We start from the raw sequence: 18300 nt of genomic DNA, 5'->3' as shown, positions 1-18300 counted from the left end.
TTTAGCCTTATCATTTATCAATTGTTTTATTTATATTTCAAGGCGTTTAAATTGAAGGTATGTTGTCGGGCTACGAAATTTAGGCACAAAAAAAGGAGCTATAAAGCTCCTTTTCTCGTAATCAAGTTCTTAGCGACGTAGGCCAAGCTCTTGGATTAACGCAGTATAACGCGAGATATCTTTACCTTTAAGGTAATCAAGCAATTTACGGCGAGTACTTACTTTACGAAGCAGACCACGACGTGAGTGGAAGTCATGCTTGTGGTCAGCAAAGTGACCTTGAAGCTTGTTGATATCAAAAGTAAGTAATGCTACTTGTACTTCAGGTGAACCAGTGTCGCCTTCTGCACGTGCAAATTTAGCAATGATATCGATTTTTTCTTGATTGCTTAGTGACATAGTAACTCCAAAAATTAAATTTAAAAGGTGTCTTAGCCGATCACTAATTCAGCCAAAACGATTAAGCGGGCGTATTCTACCAACTATGGGAATAACTACAAGCTAATTATACTAAAGATACCCTTAGGGCATTCAGTATGGTACTTATTCTGGCTTTTTGTAGTCATCTTGTTGGCTTGCAAGTCCACGTTTAGACTTTAACTGCCCATTTGGATTACGCTCGCCAGTGCCGATAAACACACCATCAGCAAGTACTTTAATTGGGCCATCAGGTAAATCTGTTGCTGTATCTACAGCTTGCCCATGACTAAACACCGACCCTTGTTCTTTTGTTATTTCTACAACAGGAAGACCAACTAAAGCAGTGTCCATAGGTAGTAATAACTCATCAAGGTAAGTAGATGGTGATATTTCTTCATCTTTAGCTTTATCTAACAAGGCTTGCACTTCATCAAGCGTTACCATTTTATCTGTTGGGTAGTGCCCTACAGCTGAGCGATGAAGCATAATAACATGTGCGCCACACCCTAGGTTTTCGCCTAAATCATCAACAATAGTACGAATATACGTACCCTTTGACACATGCGCAGTCATTTGTACTTCGTTAGTTTGCCCATCAAACTCATCTAGCGTTAAACTAAATACGTTAATTTTTCTGCATTTACGAGGTACTTCAATGCCTTCTCGTGCGTACTTGTATAAAGGCTTACCCTCATACTTAAGCGCTGAATACATTGATGGATACTGATCTGATTCACCTAAAAAGGCCGCAATTTCACGCTCTAGCTGTTCATACGTTACGTTTACGTCTTTAGTACTAACAATTTCCCCATCAGAGTCTGATGTTGTTGTACGTTCACCTAATTTAGCGCGTACTACATAGGTTTTGTCTATATCGAGTAAAAACTGAGTGAACTTTGTCGCTTCACCAAAACAAATAGGAAGCATACCTGTTGCTAGTGGGTCGAGTGCACCTGTATGCCCTGCTTTTTGAGCAAAATAAATACCTTTCGCTCGTTGCAGCGCTTTGTTAGACGAAATACCTTCTGGTTTGTTTAACAACAAAATACCGTCAACCGGACGGCCTTTACTGCGTCTTGCCATTAGTCTTTAGTGCCTTCTTCGCTATCTGTTTCGTCATCTACATGCTTAGCATTATCTTCACGAATAACCGAATCTACTAAGTTAGAAATACGCATACCTTCCATAAGTGAGTTGTCTACAACAAACTTAAGCTCTGGCATTATGCGTGCACGAATACGTTTACCTAATAACGAACGGATATAACCCGTAGCTTCGTTAAGTATTTTTGCGCTTTGCTTCGCTGCATTTTCATCTTCAGTATTAAATACTGTGATAAATACTTTAGCGTAAGATAAGTCGCGCGATACTTCTACCGCAGACACTGTCACCATACCTAAGCGTGGATCTTTAATTTCGCGTTGTAAAATTACAGCAATTTCTTTTTGAATTTGCTGAGCAACACGATCAGTGCGAGAAAACTCTCTCATTGCATTTGTCCTAAAATAATAACTTATTGAAATTTAATAATAAGATAATTTAATAATGGATACACAAATGGGGGCTAAGCCCCCATTTACAATCTTAGCTCACGAGCAATTAAAGTGTACGTTGTACTTCAACTGTTTCGAATACTTCGATTTGGTCACCAACGCGAACGTCATTGTAGTTCTTAACGCCGATACCACATTCCATGCCGTTACGAACATCAGCAACATCGTCTTTAAAGCGACGAAGTGACTCAAGCTCACCTTCGTAAATAACAACATTATCACGAAGTACACGAATTGGCGCACTACGTTTAACAACACCTTCAGTAACCATACAACCAGCGATAGCGCCAATTTTTGGAGACTTAAATACGTCACGCACTTCAGCAAGACCAATGATCTCTTGCTTAAACTCTGGTGCTAACATACCTGACATTGCTTGTTTAACTTCGTCAATTAAGCTGTAGATTACGCTGTAGTAACGTAGGTCTAAGTTTTCAGTCTCAATTACTTTACGTGCAGATGCATCAGCACGAACGTTAAAGCCAACTACGATTGCGTTAGACGCTGCAGCAAGTGTTGCATCAGTTTCAGTGATACCACCAACACCTGAACCTACAATCTTCACTTTTACTTCATCAGTAGAAAGTTTAGTTAGTGAGTCAGAAATCGCTTCGATTGAACCTTGAACGTCTGCTTTAAGTACCACGTTAACTTCAGAAACATCGCCTTCAGCCATGTTAGTGAACATGTTTTCAAGCTTCGCTTTTTGCTGGCGAGCAAGTTTAACATCGCGGAATTTACCTTGACGGTATAAAGCAACTTCACGCGCTTTACGCTCATCTTTAACTACAGTCGCTTCATCACCCGCAGCTGGAATACCAGAAAGACCTAAAATCTCAACTGGAATAGAAGGACCAGCCGATTTGATGTCTTTACCGTTTTCATCGCGCATTGCACGAACACGGCCATACTCAAGACCACATAATACAATGTCACCTTGGTTAAGCGTACCAGATTGAACTAGGATAGATGCAACTGGACCACGGCCTTTATCAAGACGAGATTCAATTACAACACCTGCAGCCATACCTGTAGAAGGAGCTGTAAGCTCTAAAAGCTCAGATTGCATAAGTACAGCCTCTAGAAGGTCATCAATACCTAAACCAGTTTTAGCTGAGATATGAACATACTGCGTATCGCCGCCCCAATCTTCAGGAATAACGTCTAGCTGCGCTAGTTCGTTTTTAACGCGATCTGGATCTGCGCCTTCTTTATCCATTTTGTTTACTGCGATGATTAAAGGAACGCCAGCTGCACGAGCATGCTGAACCGCTTCTTTAGTTTGTGGCATTACGCCATCATCCGCTGCAACTACTAGGATTACGATATCAGTCGCTTTAGCACCGCGAGCACGCATTGATGTAAACGCGGCGTGACCAGGAGTATCTAAGAACGTGATCATGCTGCCGTTTGTTTCAACGTGGTATGCACCAATGTGCTGTGTAATACCACCTGCTTCGCCAGATGCAACTTTCGCTGAACGAATGTAATCTAGTGTAGATGTTTTACCATGGTCAACGTGACCCATTACAGTTACTACTGGCGCGCGCGGCTCAGACTTACCATCTTCATGGCGGTCATTTAGTACTGTTTGCTCTAATTCGTTTTCTTTAACGATGATAACCTTGTGACCCATTTCTTCAGCAACAAGTTGTGCTGCTTCTTGGTCAATTACTTGGTTAATGGTAACCATGTCACCCATTTTCATCATTGTTTTCACAACTTCAGCGCCTTTAACAGCCATGCGTGATGCAAGCTCGGCAACTGTAATTGTTTCGCTAATGCGCACTTCGTTTTTAACGTCAGCTGTTGGTTTTTGGAAACCATGCTGCAGCGATGCTGGTGCTTTTAACTTAGACTTGTTACGGCCTCTAGACGCAGCAAATTTATCTTTTGCTGGTGCTTTTTTCTTTTTCTTCGCACGGCGTGTACCTTGCTCATCACGAGCATCGGCAACATCTTCTGCTTCACGTGCGTAAGTTGAAGTCGTAAGGTGATGATCCGCAGTTTCTTCGCGTTTCTTACGTTCTTCTTCTTCTTTCTTCCAGCGTGCTGAATTCTCTTCAGCTAGCTTTCTTGCCTCTTCTGCTTGACGTTTCGCTTCTTCTTCAGCTTTCTTCAATGCGGCCTCTTCTGCTTCTTTTTGCAGACGCTCAGCTTCGATGCGATCTTTCTCAGACTTAGCACTTTGCTCTGGGGTCATCTGCTGTTGTTTAGCTTTACGCTCTGCATCTGCTTTGCGTTTAGCTTCTTCTTTGGCTTTACGATCAGCGTCTTCTTTCGCTTTACGTTCTGCCTCTTGTTTCGCTTTTAATTCAGCGGCTTCTTGTGCAGCTTTTTGCTGCTCTTCAAGACGCGCTTTCTCTTCTGCGGCTAGGCGTTGTTGCTCTTGTTCTTGCTCCATTGCGCTTTTCTTCACGTATGTACGTGTTTTGCGAACTTCAACTTGAACATCTTTTGCTTTACCCGTAGAACCAGTCACACTTAACGTGCTTTTGCTCTTACGTTGTAAAGTCATACGCGCTGGGCCATCTGAGCCAGTACCGCCATGTTGCTTGCTTAAATGATCAAGTAACGTCGCTTTTTCTGCTTCAGTTACATTATCAGTTGCCTGCTTAGTGATACCCGCTTGTGAAAACTGCTGTAGCAATTTATCAACAGTTGTACCTATATCGCCGGCTAGTTTTTCAACGTTTACTTCTGCCATAGTGTGTAATACCTCCGTTAATAAATTACTCGTCTGCAAACCAACAAATATTACGTGCAGCCATGATTAATTCACCTGCTTTTTCAGGCGATAGCTCTGTAATATCAACTAGTTCGTCGATGCCTTGCTCAGCTAAGTCTTCAAGTGTAACTACACCTTTACTTGCCATAACAAATGCTAAATGACGCTCTAAGCCTTCAAGCGCAAGTAAGTCTTCAGCTGGTTCTACACCCTCTAAGCTTTCTTCCGTTTTAAGTGCTTTAGTCGTTAACGCGTCTTTTGCACGTGAACGTAAAACGTCTACTGTTTCTTCATCTAAGCCATCAATTTCTAAAAACTCTGATGCAGGTACATACGCTACTTCTTCAAGTGTAGAGAAACCTTCGTTGATAAGTAGTGATGCAAACTCATCATCGATGTCTAAGTTTTCAGTAAATAAGTTAATTAACTTATCTGACTCAGCTTCATTTTTAGTACGCATGTCTTCAACAGTCATAACATTTAGCTCCCAGCCAGTTAATTGGCTTGCTAAACGAACGTTTTGACCATTGCGACCAATTGCTTGTGCTAGGTTATCTGCTTCAACAGCGATATCCATTGAGTGAGTGTCTTCATCCATTACGATTGAAGCAACTTCTGCAGGTGCCATTGCGTTAATAACAAACTGCGCCGGGTTGTCATCGTAAAGTACGATATCAACACGCTCACCGCCAAGTTCTGACGATACAGCTTGAACACGTGCGCCACGCATACCAACACACGCACCTACAGGGTCAATACGTTTGTCGTTAGATTTAACAGCGATTTTAGCACGAGAACCTGGATCACGTGCTGCGGCACGTAATTCAATCATTTCTTCGCCAATTTCTGGCACCTCAATGCGGAATAACTCCATCAGCATTTCTGGTTTTGAACGCGTAACGAATAATTGCGCGCCACGTGCTTCTGGTTTAACTTCGTATAGAAGACCACGGATACGATCCCCCGGGCGGAAGTTTTCACGTGGTAGCATATCATCACGGTAAATAACCGCTTCTGCGTTGTTACCTAAATCAAGTACGATTGCATCACGAGTCGCTTTTTTAACTACACCCGTTACAAGCTCGCCTTCTTGATCTTTATAAGCCTCTACAACTAAAGCGCGCTCAGCTTCACGTACTTTTTGTACGATAACTTGCTTTGCCATCTGTGTAGTTATGCGGTCAAATTTAATAGATTCAATCTGTTCTTCAACATAATCACCCATTTGCAAATCAGGTTCTTCAACTTGAGCTGCTTCTAGTGTGATTTCGCTGTAAGGGTTTTCTAATGAACCATCTTCTTGAACTTCTGCAATCTGCCAGCGACGGAACGTGTCGTAATCGCCCGTTTTACGGTCAATTGCAACGCGCACTTCAATTTCGCCGTCGTGTTTTTTCTTTGTTGCTGTCGCTAGAGCGAACTCTAGTGCTTCAAAAATCTTCTCTTTTGGAACCGCTTTCTCATTGGAAACGGCTTCAGCAACTAATAATATCTCTTTTGCCATGGGTAATGCCTCGCTTGCCCTATTCCTTCGCACTCGAATTAAAACTTTGCGATTAAATTCGCACGTTCGATGTTACTAAGCATGATTAAATACTCTGCACCATCAGTAGATAGTGTGATCATATCGCTGCTAACAGCTACTAAGTCGCCTTTAAAATTACGACGACCATCTTGTGGAAGTTTAGTACGTACGCGTACTTCCTCTCCTTGCGCCTGCTCGTAGTGATCTTGTTTGAATAATGGACGATCAACACCAGGAGACGATACTTCCAAATCATATTCGTTTGTAATTGGGTCTTCGACATCTAAAATCGCACTAATTTGGCGACTTGCGTCCGCACAGTTATCAACTGAGATCCCATCCTCATGAGCAATATATACTCTTAAGGTAGAATGGCGACCCGCTTGCACAAACTCAAGACCATGTAATTCAAAGCCTAACATTTCTACCGCAGGCGTTAACATGGTTACTAAATCTTGTTCAAGTTTTGTCACGAAAATCCTCCATACAAACAAAAAAAGGGCTTATAGCCCTAAAATACTGTGTTTAAATTTTGATTTGATGACACTTGCCACAAATCGTAAGGTGCAGATACAACAACGCCCCGAACCAAGCGGGGCGTCACACCAATAAAGCATAAAACTGTGTGGCCTAGGGCCAAGCTTGGTTGCGGGTCAATAACCTGACCAAATTTAAACTACATAGCTTAAAACGCAAAACGCGCATTACTTAGAATGCGCGATATAAATTAGTAAGGTAATACCTACTAGTAGAATTGGTTGCGGGAGCCGGATTTGAACCGACGACCTTCGGGTTATGAGCCCGACGAGCTACCAGGCTGCTCCATCCCGCGCCAATAGATATCAAACCTAAAATTTAATATCGCTGTTAGGTGTTTTACAACACACTAAACAATGGCCGCTATTATAAGGATGTGTGGCATAATTAGCAACCATAATAAGTAATTAGTTTTTAAAAATACCAGTTCCCAAGATGCTAATTTTATATAGGCATTAGAATCATAAGCTTCACAAAACACGGTAACTTTGTATACTTGATTAATTGGGCTACATTTAAAATGCTTATGCTAACCAGTTTTAAGTGTGATTTATACACACGTAATAGCTAGAAATAACGTTAAAAAAGACAAAAGCCATACTTTAATATTGAAAAGCGTGCAGTATTTGAGCACACCGCTATAATAAAGCGTAAACAGATTTGAGAATAATAATTATAATTCACTGCGAAGAGATAATAATGAATACACAACAATCAGCATTGTTAGATAATTTAAAAATTATTAAACCGAATTTTCATGCCTTTACAGCTCGCTTCCATAGTAAATTGGCAGAATCTGATATAAAGATGGATTATCCTGCAGCGTCGCATTTTAACGAAAAAAGTTTTACTTTGTTTTGCGTGCTTGAGCGAATAGTTAAACACATAAATAAGCCATCACAGGTTGCCCCTTTTTTAGTACACCATTTAGCTTATTTAAAAAAGTCAGGCGCAACTCAAAATGATATATCTATTTTAGCTGATGCTTTTTACGATACGCTTAAAGAACACCTTGGCAGGTATTTTACCCACGAAAGCCAGGTTGCTTGGCGAGATGCGCTTAACTTTTTTGAAAAATTTGCTAACAGCACCCTATTCAATTTCTCAAACGTGATTTCGTTTCAACAGAAGATTCAGCAAAAACAAAGTAATAATTCGTAATTATAATGCTTAACCGGTTTTATAATCGGTTGAGCTCTGTCCTCTTATTACACACCACTGCATATTCAAAACGCCTATTAATTTAAACTCGATGTAATGAAAGCTGCGCTCCATCAGTAATACACTCATTTGACTCAACATTAATAAAGGTACATCGCTGTTTTCAGATATGCACTTTATAAATTTTATCTAGTTCTCAGCTTTATTAGGCTCTAACACTCTGGTTTATTTATGTGTCAGTAAGTTTGATAAGGTACTTTACTACTGCATTAAATTACCAAGATCGATTTCCCGCTCAATGACGTATATAAATCATTTGGCCATGTTATGAAAAACTATAAAACACTCAGACTCATATTAGGCGATCAACTAAACCCCTCTCATTCATGGTTTAAGCATAAAGACAATGACACTCTGTATTTAATAGCAGAGCTTAAACAAGAAACAAATTACGTAAAACATCATGTTCAAAAGTTATGTGCTTTTTTTACAGCCATGGCTAATTTTGCAAGTGCACTAGAAGATGCAGGGTTTAACGTACTTCATTTAACGCTTGATGAAACACATGACGATGAACACCTGCCTGGTTTATTAAATCGCATAGCTGCGCACTATAATTGCTCAGCTATAGAGTACCAATATCCAGATGAATATCGATTAAAAGAGCAAATGAATCGATTTAAAAAGGACAGTACATTTCATGTAAATGCAATTGACTCAGAACACTTTTTATTACCGTTTGAGCAAATAACTAAACGATTCGCCAAAAATAAACATGTAACAATGGAACATTTTTATCGCGCCATGAGGAATCAATACAATATATTGATGGATGGCGATAAACCGCAAGGCGGCAAATGGAACTATGACAGTAATAATCGCAATAAATTTTCAAAGACAGATTTAGCTGATATCCCGCTCCCAAAAATGTTTGATAACGATGTTAGTAGTATAATTTTTCGTTTAAAAAAACATAATGTGGGATATTTTGGTGAGATCAAAGATGAGTTACTTCAGTGGCCAACCACCAGAAAGCAAGCTATTGAATGCTTAGAATACTTTTGTAAAAATTTGCTAAGTCGCCTTGGGAAATTTCAAGATGCGATGACAGATCAATCCAACCATAACAGCAGCTTGTATCACAGCCGCTTATCGTTTGCATTAAACGCAAAAATACTTCACCCCCTTTATGTAATTAAACGCGTATTAAATGAATATGAACAAAATCCCCAGCAAATAACAATTTCACAAGTTGAAGGATTCACTAGGCAAATTTTAGGCTGGAGGGAATATGTAAGAGCTGTTTATTGGGTGAATATGCCTGATTATGCAGATAAAAATCAACTAGATGCTAAGAAAAATCTACCCCGCTACTTCTGGGATGGAAACACAAAAATGAACTGCTTAAGCCATGCACTTACCCAAAGCCTTGAGACCGCTTATGCCCACCATATACAGCGACTTATGGTCATAGGGAACTTTTGCTTATTAACAGGCATGAACCCGAACGAAGTAGATAATTGGTATTTAGGCGTTTATATAGACGCCATAGAATGGGTGGAAATGCCAAACACACGAGGTATGAGCCAGTTTGCTGATGACGGTATTATTGCAACCAAGCCCTATTCTGCAAGTGGTAATTATATCAATAAAATGAGTGATTACTGCAAAAGCTGTCGATACGACGTAAAGCAAAAAATAGGTGAGAACGCGTGTCCGCTGAACAGCCTATATTGGCACTTTATGAACAAGCATAGAGGTAGGTTACAATCTAACCCTAGAATAGGCATGGTTTATAAAAACTGGGATAAACAGTCATTCGATCTTCAAACACAAACTCTTGAGCAAGCGAAGCTTTATATCAAAAACATAGATACTTTATAACGTAAAAACCGCCTCAAATGAGGCGGCTAAATAATCAGGGGAAAATGTACTTTAGAAGATTATTTACCTTCTATTAGGTTGCTATTACCAATTTCAATTTTACGTGGTTTTAACGCTTCAGGGATCTCACGTTCTAAGTCAATACTTAGTAAGCCATTGGCTAAATCTGCGCCAAGTACTTTTACATGATCTCCTAACTGGAATTTACGTTCAAAGTTACGCTCAGCAATACCTTGATGAATAAATTTACGCTCTGTGTTTTCATCTTTGTTTGCTTTAGTGCCTGCAACTTTAAGCGTGTTGTTTTCAGACTCAATAGTTAACTCGCTTTCACTAAAACCTGCTACCGCCATTGTGATACGGTACTTGTCTTTATCGAGTGCTTCTATGTTGTACGGAGGAAAGCTCGGTTGCTTGTCTGTACGTGCTGCTGCGTCCATTAAAGATGCTAAGTGATCAAAGCCAATGAATGAACGGTATAGTGGTGATAAGTCTACTGTACGCATAATAATATCCTCATATTTAAGCGATATAATGTTGCTACTTTTCTTTTGAACAAGTACAACACAATTAAATTAATAATATAAATCTCAATTACTTCTGTTAAATAAAGACCCATCAGGCGTCTTCACTTAACTATTTATGGGCAGTAATTTTGTTTTCAAGTAATTAAATAAAAAAATTCAAAATAAAATAAAAAAGGCACATAACTGTGCCTTTTTTAATTCATTTAAAAATATGACTATTTAATAAACGTGCCTCGGATTGGGTAATCGTTTTCTCGTGAAAACTTAATCCCACCTAACAACTGCTCTAAATCAGGACGAACGAAAGGGCTGTTTGAAATATCGAGCATTTGCAGCTGATTTTTTTCGTTAAGTACAAAAATACCCGGCTCTGCAAATGGGTGATCTGTTTCGGCATCACTTCGTGGCTCACTAATATGTAGCCCTAAATCGGTCATTTGCTTAATGGTTAAGCCGTAGTAAATTGGAAAGTTGATATCTATTTTTTCAAAATGCTTATTAAGCTGCTCATGACTATCGCCGCTAACGGCAACAACTTCAACGCCAGCCTCTTTAAAGTCTTCATGCATTTTAGCAAGTTCATTAAGTTGCACAGTACATTTAGGACAGTGTTGACCTCTATAAACAACAATCATTTTCCAAGGGGAGTCACTTACTCTGTCTACTAAGTCTATTTTTTGCTCGTCTACATCACTCACTATTAGTGATGGCATAATATCCGCAGGCTTTAACCTAGTGTTACTCATGGCGTTCTCCTTTTACTTTTCAGATTAAAAATTGATTTTGCTCTTACCCATAGACCTTAGGGTAACTTATATTAATTCAACCTGAAAAATGTAATCACAACGCTATAAATATTTAAGACCACCCCTTTATTTTTCTATAAATGGTTGAGGCACTCACTCCTAAATAAGCCGCGGCAAGAGGAATATTATCATCGCACACCTGAATTGCATTCTCGATGGCCCTTTTTTCTACCTGCCATAATGGTTCTATATCATGCACAGCCATAGGTGAAGGCATTGAGTTTGAAGAGCTCATATTCGCAGATGGCATTGACTTAGTTGATGGTACAGAAGCAGTTAAGCCAAATGAGCTTGGTAGCATCTCTCTTTCTATTACTTGAGCATCATTTATGACAACCGTATTTTCTATTACATTTTGCAGCTCTCGGATATTTCCTGGCCAATCATAATTACAAAACAAGGATTTAACGTCTTCAGAAAAGCTAATGAAACTTTTAGCGTTACTGTCACTTTTTTGTTTAAGTATGTAATCAGCTAAAAGCAATATATCGTTGCCACGTTCTCTCAGTGGTGGCAGTTTTACAGGTATAACGTTCAGACGGTAATATAGATCTTCCCTAAAACGCCCTTCTGCCACTTCAATAATGGGGTTTCTGTTTGTAGCACACACTAAACGTACATCACTGTGCAACACCTCACTACTACCTACGCGGCTAAAGATACCTGTTTGCAAAAAGCGTAATAATTTTGCTTGTAAATTAAGCTCCATTTCACACAGTTCATCTAAAAATAAAGTCCCTCCATTGGCAACTTCTACAGCACCTTTTCTGTCACTTAGAGCACCACTAAATGCCCCTTTAACATGGCCAAAAAACTCAGATTCAAATAATTCTGCAGGAATAGCCGCACAGTTAATTGCGATAAAAGGGCCTTTATTTCTGGGGCTTGCATCGTGCAAGGTTTGTGCACAGACTTCTTTACCTGTGCCACTTTCTCCCGTTATAAATACACATGCTTTACTTCTTGCTGCACTGTCAAGAAGCCTAAAAACAGTCTTCATTGCTAAAGACTCACCAACAAAGTCTTGATTTTTAGTGTTTTTATCCACAGATGGCTTTGTCTTTACATGCTCTTTTGGAGTTAACGCGCTCTCTACTGAGCTAATTAATCGCTGTCCTGTAAAAGGCTTTTCCAAAAAGTCAAAACCGCCTAATCTCATAGCTTCTACAGCTACATCAATAGAACTGTTTGAGGTGATCATTACCACATTCGCTGGGGTTTTCTGTTTGTTAACGAACTGAAGTACTTCTAGACCACTAATATCGGGTAAACATACATCTTGCACTATTACCGCTGGCATCTCTTCTTTTATACCGACTAAAGCGGAATAACCATCAGTGAAATGCTTGCATTCATACCCAGCTTGTTCAAGCTGACTCGCATAAAGAGCCCCACTTGCAATGCTATCTTCAACAATATATACAAGCCTTTTATCATTTATATTATTCATGGTAGCTCCTTAAATCCCTATATTGTTAATGATGATTTGATACGCATCGTGGGTTTTATCTAAATTGTGCTGAATAATAAGTGCTAAGTGAAGGTTTTCTGCCGTGGTGGCGGGCGGTGAGTCGTGAAGTTGAGTTGCTAATGCTGCTAAAGGAGCTGCCCCATATAAAGCAGCTGAATTTTTTAATATATGGGTTATTTCTTTAATCTTAACAGTATCTTCGTTATCAATTGCTATTTTTATTTGTTCACTCATGGTGATTAATTCATCAATAAATAGCTTTATTAATTTAGCTAAAACCTCAACCCCGACATCTTTCTCAAGCTGAGCTAATACATTGAGCTCTGTGATACTTTTATCAACAAATTTCTCTGATATGGGCATAAAAGTCCTTTAATTTTTATTATAATAAGCTTAACTAATACACTCTATTAGCTGATAAATTTAAATATTTATATTATAAGAGTAATTTGTTTTTTGCATTTTGCAAATCACAATGAGTGCTATATTTCATGGAGCCCAAATTTCTATACTTTTAGATAAGGTTTGCGGCCTATCAAGTAGGTAACCTTGAGCTATATCACACCCTAATTGCTCTAATATTTGTAACTGCTCATTCTCCTCTATGCCTTCTGCTACAGTTTCTAAACCTAACCTTTGGGCCATCGCAATAATTGCGCTGCATAGAGTAAAATCTTCATTGTTAATAGCAATACCACTTACAAAACTACGGTCTATTTTTAAACCATCAATATCAAACTGACGCAGTAAACCAAGTGACGCATAACCAGTACCAAAATCATCTATCCATACTTTCACGCCCTCTTTGTGAAAATTCTCGAATGCTTTTGCTATTTTGGTAGGACTATGAATTAGCGCAGTCTCTGTTAACTCAACTTTTATAGCTTGTGGAGGTATGCTATGTTTCTCAAGCAGCCCCATCACTTTTGAAAACACGTCTCCATCTAAAATTTGTACTGGTGAAATATTTAATGAAATAGTCAGATCGGTCATACCTAGTTGTCGCATTTGATTTAAGTCAGATAAGCTTTGTTCAAAAATCCAATCGCCTAAATCTAATATCATGCCAGACTGCTCTACATGAGGTATAAATTCGTCTGGTCCAACAATGCCAAACCGAGGTGAATCACATCTAACCAAGGATTCAAACCCTACGAGCTTACCTGATGCAAGTGAAACTAAGGGCTGGTAAACCATTTTAAAATAATTATTTTGCATTGCATCAGTCATGATTTGCTCAAGCTCATGCCACCTAGCTAAGTTTATTGGGTTTGTGGGTTCTAGGGTATTAAATGCATTCATTATTTGCTCCATAGTTCGACTGATATTCTACTTTAAATAGAGCAAGTTACAGACCATATTCACTGCATACAGGTGCAATTAAAAGCCATACAAATCAAACACTTAACTTATTAAAAGTAAAAACAAACTTATATCAATCTACATTTGCATTTTGCAATTCACATTGCAATGCAGTAAATCTGTTAACTGTATTGCTACCTAGGGGCTTATTAAAGAATGCTTAGAACAACAGATGAATCATATTAATTTTTTAGCAAATGATTGCGGCGACTTTATGTGCGGAGGGAGGAGATATCAGAGAGGTAAAAAAAACGCAGGCAACATAGTTACCTGCGCAAAAGTCTCAGTTTGAAAAAGTTACGTTTTCATCTCTTTTTGGAGTATCTAGGTGCTGTGCATAATTTATGTTTTTAGCGTCAAATGTTTCGCTTACAAGTTGGGTATTGTCAATGTCAGATTGTAAAAACGACGTTGAATTCACATCGACTAACGGCTCAAGTGAACTTGAATCTCTCAGTATAGTAATCGTTACAACCAAGGCTGCTACAAGCAGAAAAGATAAAACCATAATCTCCGGGGTTAAAACCCAGCTGATACTTTTAGGCTGTTGTTTAGCTTTTGTATTTGTTTGCATTGCGCACCTCTTAAAATGTAAAACATTTAAATCATATTTACTTAATAGGTATATTGCGAAAGCCATACCAACTAGTGCGGATAAAACACAAAAATAATTTAACCCTTTAAATCAGGAGCTTAGTGTGAATTAAGTATTAATAAAATTTCATACTAACAATATTATCAATACTACCTCCATATTGAATTGCAATATGCAATTCAATATGAAAATTCAAATGAAAATACAGCCTTTAAATACTACATAAACACTTTAATTAATTCAAAAGGATTAGTTTTTAAGGCTTAGAGAGTATGCTCACACATTGTGGATGTGACTCTGTATGCTTATTTTAGCTTTTCCCATACCTCAGCTAATCGAACAAGTTTTAAATGCTTTGATTCAGATACATGGTGCGGTGTGTACTTCTCGAGTAAAGAGAAAAGAGTGCCACTAACTATTGGCTTAGCTAAGTAGTCATTCATTCCGGCATTGATAAATCGCTCTTTATCACCATGAATAGCATTCGCAGTAAGCGCAATAATAGGCGTTAAAATACCAAGATCTCTTATCGCTTTTGTTGCGGAAATACCATCTAGAATAGGCATTTGAATATCCATAAAAATAAGATCTATTTTTTTACTTTTAACCATGGTAATTGCTTCTTGGCCATCATTTGCAATACTTACTTTGCAACCCTTTTGCTCCAAAAACTGCCTAATCACAATCTGATTATTAGTGTTATCTTCTGCTACGAGTACATTAAGGCCATTGAGTTCTGCAGGCTTGTTATTAAATTGAATAACCTCTTTATCTTCGCGGTTTGTATATATTATATCTAAATGAAATAGCTGCTCTTCGAGTAAACTCATAGCACGTGGTAAGTGCGATACTTTAAATGGCCCATTTATAGTTAGTACACTGTCACTTGCACTTTTTGGTAATAAACTTTTACCTTTTAAATCGATGTTAAGTAAACATGGGGTATGGAGAAAATTATACGAATCAATGCATTCACGTGTTTGAGTTAAAATTTTTGGTTCTATCAGCACAATAGCATCAGGTGGATCGTCAAATTTAGGTGTACTAGGAAATAACGCGTAGCAATCGAAAGAGATTGAGAATCGAGTTAAGGTATGTTTAAGAGCTGATTGTAGTAGTTTATTAGTGCCTATAATCCACACCTTAGGCTTTTTGCTTCTCGCTGCAAACCCTTCTCTTAAAATTGAATCAGTGGTATCTATTTTAAGTGGGTAGTTAACCACAAACTCACTCCCTTTAGTAAGCTCGGAAGTAACAGAAATATCACCTTTAACAACATCACAAATTTGCTTACAAATAGCAAGCCCTAGCCCGCTTCCACCATGTTGTCGGGTTATTGAGTTGTCAGATTGTATAAAGGGCATAAACATACTTTCTATTTTACTTTTTGCTATGCCGATCCCTGTATCTTTAACCGATAGCTGAAGAGTTAGGTCATCACCCGTAATATGCGTACACCTTAGCGTAACAGTAATAACACCCTGCTCTGTAAATTTAATCGCATTAGCTAATAAATTTATCGCTATTTGTCTTATACGTGCGTGATCACCAACTACCTGAGTTGGCACATCAGGGTAAAAATCAAAAATAACTTCAAGCCCTTTTTGCAAAGCACTTTCGGTGACAATATCTATCGCTTCTTCTATACATGTATCAATACTAAATGGTTGGTTGTCTAAAGAAATTGCCTGTGCTTCAAAGCGCGAATAGGTGAGTACGTCATCAAGAACACTAAGTAAAGCGTCAGAGCTTGTTTTAATCATTTGCGTATAACGCATCTGCTCGCTTGTTAAGCCTGTATTATGCAAAATATCAGCCGAGCCAATTACAGCATTTAACGGTGTTCGAATTTCATGGCTTATATTAGCCATAAAACGGCTTTTGGATTCGGCGAGCATTTCTGCTTGGTTTTTAGCCTCTAGCAAAATTTTTTCACCCTCAATACGCTCTTGTATATCAACAAGGGTCGCTGCGATGGAAGACAAGCTATTGTCGTAATCATTAAAGATAGGAGTTAGTGTTATTTCAGCCCAATTGTCACTGCCCTGAGCATTAATTAAACGCACATCAAAGCGGCAGATGTCGCGTTTACCCGTTTTATAGTTTGCCAAAATGCTTGATATTTTTTCTATATCGTCTTTAGCGATAAAGTTTATTAGTGGTAAACCTATGCTTTGCTTTACCTGAGAATTTAAAACCTTCTGCCATGCTTTGTTGATAAATAATAGTTTGCCATCAGTATCAAGGCGCAAAACAATATCAGGAATGTTATCAACAACAGAATGATAGTTATCTTCTGTTTCTGCCATAGCCTGCTCTGCTTTGACACGTTGTGTGATGTTGGTTTCAATTGCAATGAAATGTTTTATATCGCCAGCATCATCTCGAACTGGGTTAGCATCAATAGCCACCCAATAGAGATTTCCGTTTTTATCATAGTTAACTGTTTCAACCTGAAAAGGTAAACCATTAGTAATTGCATGAGACATTACTTTACAGCTCTCTTTACAGGTTTTTGGGCCCTGTAATAATTTACCAGGAGAAATGCCAATTACTTCATCACAAGTGTAACCTGTAAGCCTTTCAAAACTATTATTAACCCACTCTATTGAACCAAATTTATCAGTAATAATTACTAAGTTATTAGTGTGACTTGCTACAAGCGATAATCGCTTTACATATTTTTGTTGTTGGGTAAGTAGCAACTGAAAGTCTTTATGACGCTGAATATCGTATAGGGAACCAATAAATCCACTCGTTCCATCATAAACTAACCTAAGTTCAAACCAATTTGTTAATCCTGCTTTATTTTTGATTTGTATTTCTGTGCTTGGCGGCAACTTTCCTTCAAGTAAGCTACAACTATAGGCAACAAAATGCATAATATCTTCGCTATTCATTAGCTTAGTTATATTTGAGCCTATTAATTCATCCACTGAATAGTTGAGCTTGTTTTGCCAAGCCTCATTGATATAGGTAAGGTTTAAGTGTTTATCACATTCAAAAATACACTCGTCTAATATAGCTAATAGCTTTGCTTGTCGGCGATTACTATTAGACAGTTTTTCAACTAGTGCATATTGAATTTGTACTTGGAGTTCGTCATTTTTATCCATACCCTCTCCATTATTTTGTAAAAGCATGACTACTACTCACTCGCGCATACAAAGGAAAAACTTCTTCACAGTAAAACGTTTGCTCAAATGGAGTACGGCTCGATGTGCAGTCGCTTAAAATAGTAACGTTAAAGCCTAAATCAACAGCAGAACGCGCCGTAGAATCTATACAAATAGAAGTCACGGTTCCTGCTAATATAATTTCATTTACGTTATTGTTTATAAGCGTTTGAGCTAGGTGTGTATGAGTAAAAGCATTAAGTCCTCGTTTTCCTGGGATCTCATTAATTACATGTTTGTACTCTTTTAATTGATCGATAGTTTGCGCACCATAAGACCCTGATTTGAATGCTCCGGCATCAACAATTGATTTTAGTATGCCAATTGGATTCTTAAGCTCACTGTAATCTTGTGTAAAGTGGATTGGAGTATTTATAACTATCGCGAACTTTTCTGCGCAATGACTCAGTAAAGAAAGCGTATTCTCTACTACGCCAGTGACTCGTGACGACTCTTCCACCACGTCATACAAAACACCCTTAGGTGAAAAATAATCGTTTTGAAAACCTATTAACACAAGCGCGCTTTTAGATAAATCGTGCATAGTATCTCCCT

General features: G+C 38.4%; 16 protein-coding genes and 1 tRNA gene. 2 read left to right on the top strand and 15 right to left on the bottom strand.

Annotation, left to right across the window (positions count from 1 at the left end):
- Positions 1-129: 129 nt before the first annotated feature.
- The 7 genes from rpsO to J8L73_RS03515 form a co-directional block, all read right to left on the bottom strand.
- On the bottom strand, positions 130-399 hold the full coding sequence (gene rpsO / locus J8L73_RS03545) for a 30S ribosomal protein S15 (RefSeq protein ID WP_004585888.1): 270 nt from the start codon (positions 397-399) through the stop codon (positions 130-132).
- A gap of 144 nt (positions 400-543) precedes the next feature.
- Positions 544-1503 carry a tRNA pseudouridine(55) synthase TruB gene (gene truB / locus J8L73_RS03540; RefSeq protein WP_211014857.1) on the bottom strand — a complete coding sequence of 320 codons (960 nt, stop codon included), beginning with the start codon at positions 1501-1503 and terminating at the stop codon, positions 544-546.
- A complete protein-coding gene (gene rbfA / locus J8L73_RS03535) occupies positions 1503-1910 on the bottom strand; it encodes a 30S ribosome-binding factor RbfA (protein WP_210999978.1) in 408 nt (135 codons plus the stop codon). Before rbfA ends, truB begins: the two co-directional genes overlap by 1 nt.
- A gap of 109 nt (positions 1911-2019) precedes the next feature.
- A complete protein-coding gene (gene infB, locus J8L73_RS03530; RefSeq protein ID WP_058547406.1) occupies positions 2020-4680 on the bottom strand; it encodes a translation initiation factor IF-2 in 2661 nt (886 codons plus the stop codon).
- A 25-nt stretch (positions 4681-4705) separates the two neighbouring features.
- Positions 4706-6205: a transcription termination factor NusA gene (gene nusA, locus J8L73_RS03525; protein ID WP_210999979.1), complete on the bottom strand. Its 1500-nt coding sequence runs from the start codon at positions 6203-6205 to the stop codon at positions 4706-4708.
- Positions 6206-6243: 38 nt separating this feature from the next.
- Positions 6244-6699, bottom strand: a complete 456-nt coding sequence (gene rimP / locus J8L73_RS03520) for a ribosome maturation factor RimP (RefSeq protein ID WP_210999980.1) — start codon at positions 6697-6699, stop codon at positions 6244-6246.
- A gap of 282 nt (positions 6700-6981) precedes the next feature.
- A tRNA-Met gene (locus J8L73_RS03515) sits at positions 6982-7058 on the bottom strand.
- A 404-nt stretch (positions 7059-7462) separates the two neighbouring features.
- Here J8L73_RS03515 and J8L73_RS03510 point away from each other — a divergent pair.
- Entirely contained in the window at positions 7463-7924 is a 462-nt protein-coding gene (locus J8L73_RS03510; RefSeq protein WP_210999981.1) for a globin domain-containing protein, read from the top strand.
- 327 nt (positions 7925-8251) lie between these two features.
- Positions 8252-9808, top strand: a complete 1557-nt coding sequence (locus J8L73_RS03505) for a cryptochrome/photolyase family protein (protein WP_211014855.1) — start codon at positions 8252-8254, stop codon at positions 9806-9808.
- A 59-nt stretch (positions 9809-9867) separates the two neighbouring features.
- Here the strand turns inward: J8L73_RS03505 and J8L73_RS03500 are convergent, their stop codons facing one another.
- From J8L73_RS03500 to J8L73_RS03465, 8 genes are all read right to left on the bottom strand, one after another.
- Positions 9868-10314, bottom strand: a complete 447-nt coding sequence (locus tag J8L73_RS03500) for an Hsp20 family protein (RefSeq protein WP_210999983.1) — start codon at positions 10312-10314, stop codon at positions 9868-9870.
- A gap of 236 nt (positions 10315-10550) precedes the next feature.
- Positions 10551-11081 carry a redoxin domain-containing protein gene (locus J8L73_RS03495; RefSeq protein WP_211014854.1) on the bottom strand — a complete coding sequence of 177 codons (531 nt, stop codon included), beginning with the start codon at positions 11079-11081 and terminating at the stop codon, positions 10551-10553.
- A gap of 112 nt (positions 11082-11193) precedes the next feature.
- Positions 11194-12591, bottom strand: a complete 1398-nt coding sequence (locus J8L73_RS03490; RefSeq protein WP_211014852.1) for a sigma-54 dependent transcriptional regulator — start codon at positions 12589-12591, stop codon at positions 11194-11196.
- 9 nt (positions 12592-12600) lie between these two features.
- Complete coding sequence (locus J8L73_RS03485; protein ID WP_210999986.1) at positions 12601-12975, bottom strand: Hpt domain-containing protein; 375 nt, start codon at positions 12973-12975, stop codon at positions 12601-12603.
- Positions 12976-13101: 126 nt separating this feature from the next.
- The gene (locus J8L73_RS03480; RefSeq protein ID WP_247659554.1) at positions 13102-13914 is read right to left on the bottom strand and encodes an EAL domain-containing protein; all 813 of its coding nucleotides are present in this window, start codon (positions 13912-13914) and stop codon (positions 13102-13104) included.
- 343 nt (positions 13915-14257) lie between these two features.
- On the bottom strand, positions 14258-14548 hold the full coding sequence (locus J8L73_RS03475) for a hypothetical protein (protein ID WP_211014850.1): 291 nt from the start codon (positions 14546-14548) through the stop codon (positions 14258-14260).
- Positions 14549-14874: 326 nt separating this feature from the next.
- On the bottom strand, positions 14875-17685 hold the full coding sequence (locus tag J8L73_RS03470) for a PAS domain S-box protein (RefSeq protein ID WP_211014848.1): 2811 nt from the start codon (positions 17683-17685) through the stop codon (positions 14875-14877).
- Positions 17686-17695: 10 nt separating this feature from the next.
- Positions 17696-18289 (bottom strand): isochorismatase family cysteine hydrolase, encoded by a 594-nt coding sequence (locus J8L73_RS03465; protein ID WP_210999989.1) that lies wholly within the window; start codon positions 18287-18289, stop codon positions 17696-17698.
- Positions 18290-18300: the final 11 nt, after the last annotated feature.

The organism is Pseudoalteromonas sp. MMG006 (assembly GCF_018101025.1).
Taxonomy (GTDB): Bacteria; Pseudomonadota; Gammaproteobacteria; order Enterobacterales; family Alteromonadaceae; genus Pseudoalteromonas.
The sequence above is the reverse complement of the archived record's forward strand: the minus strand, read 5'-3'. Positions and strand labels throughout refer to the sequence as shown.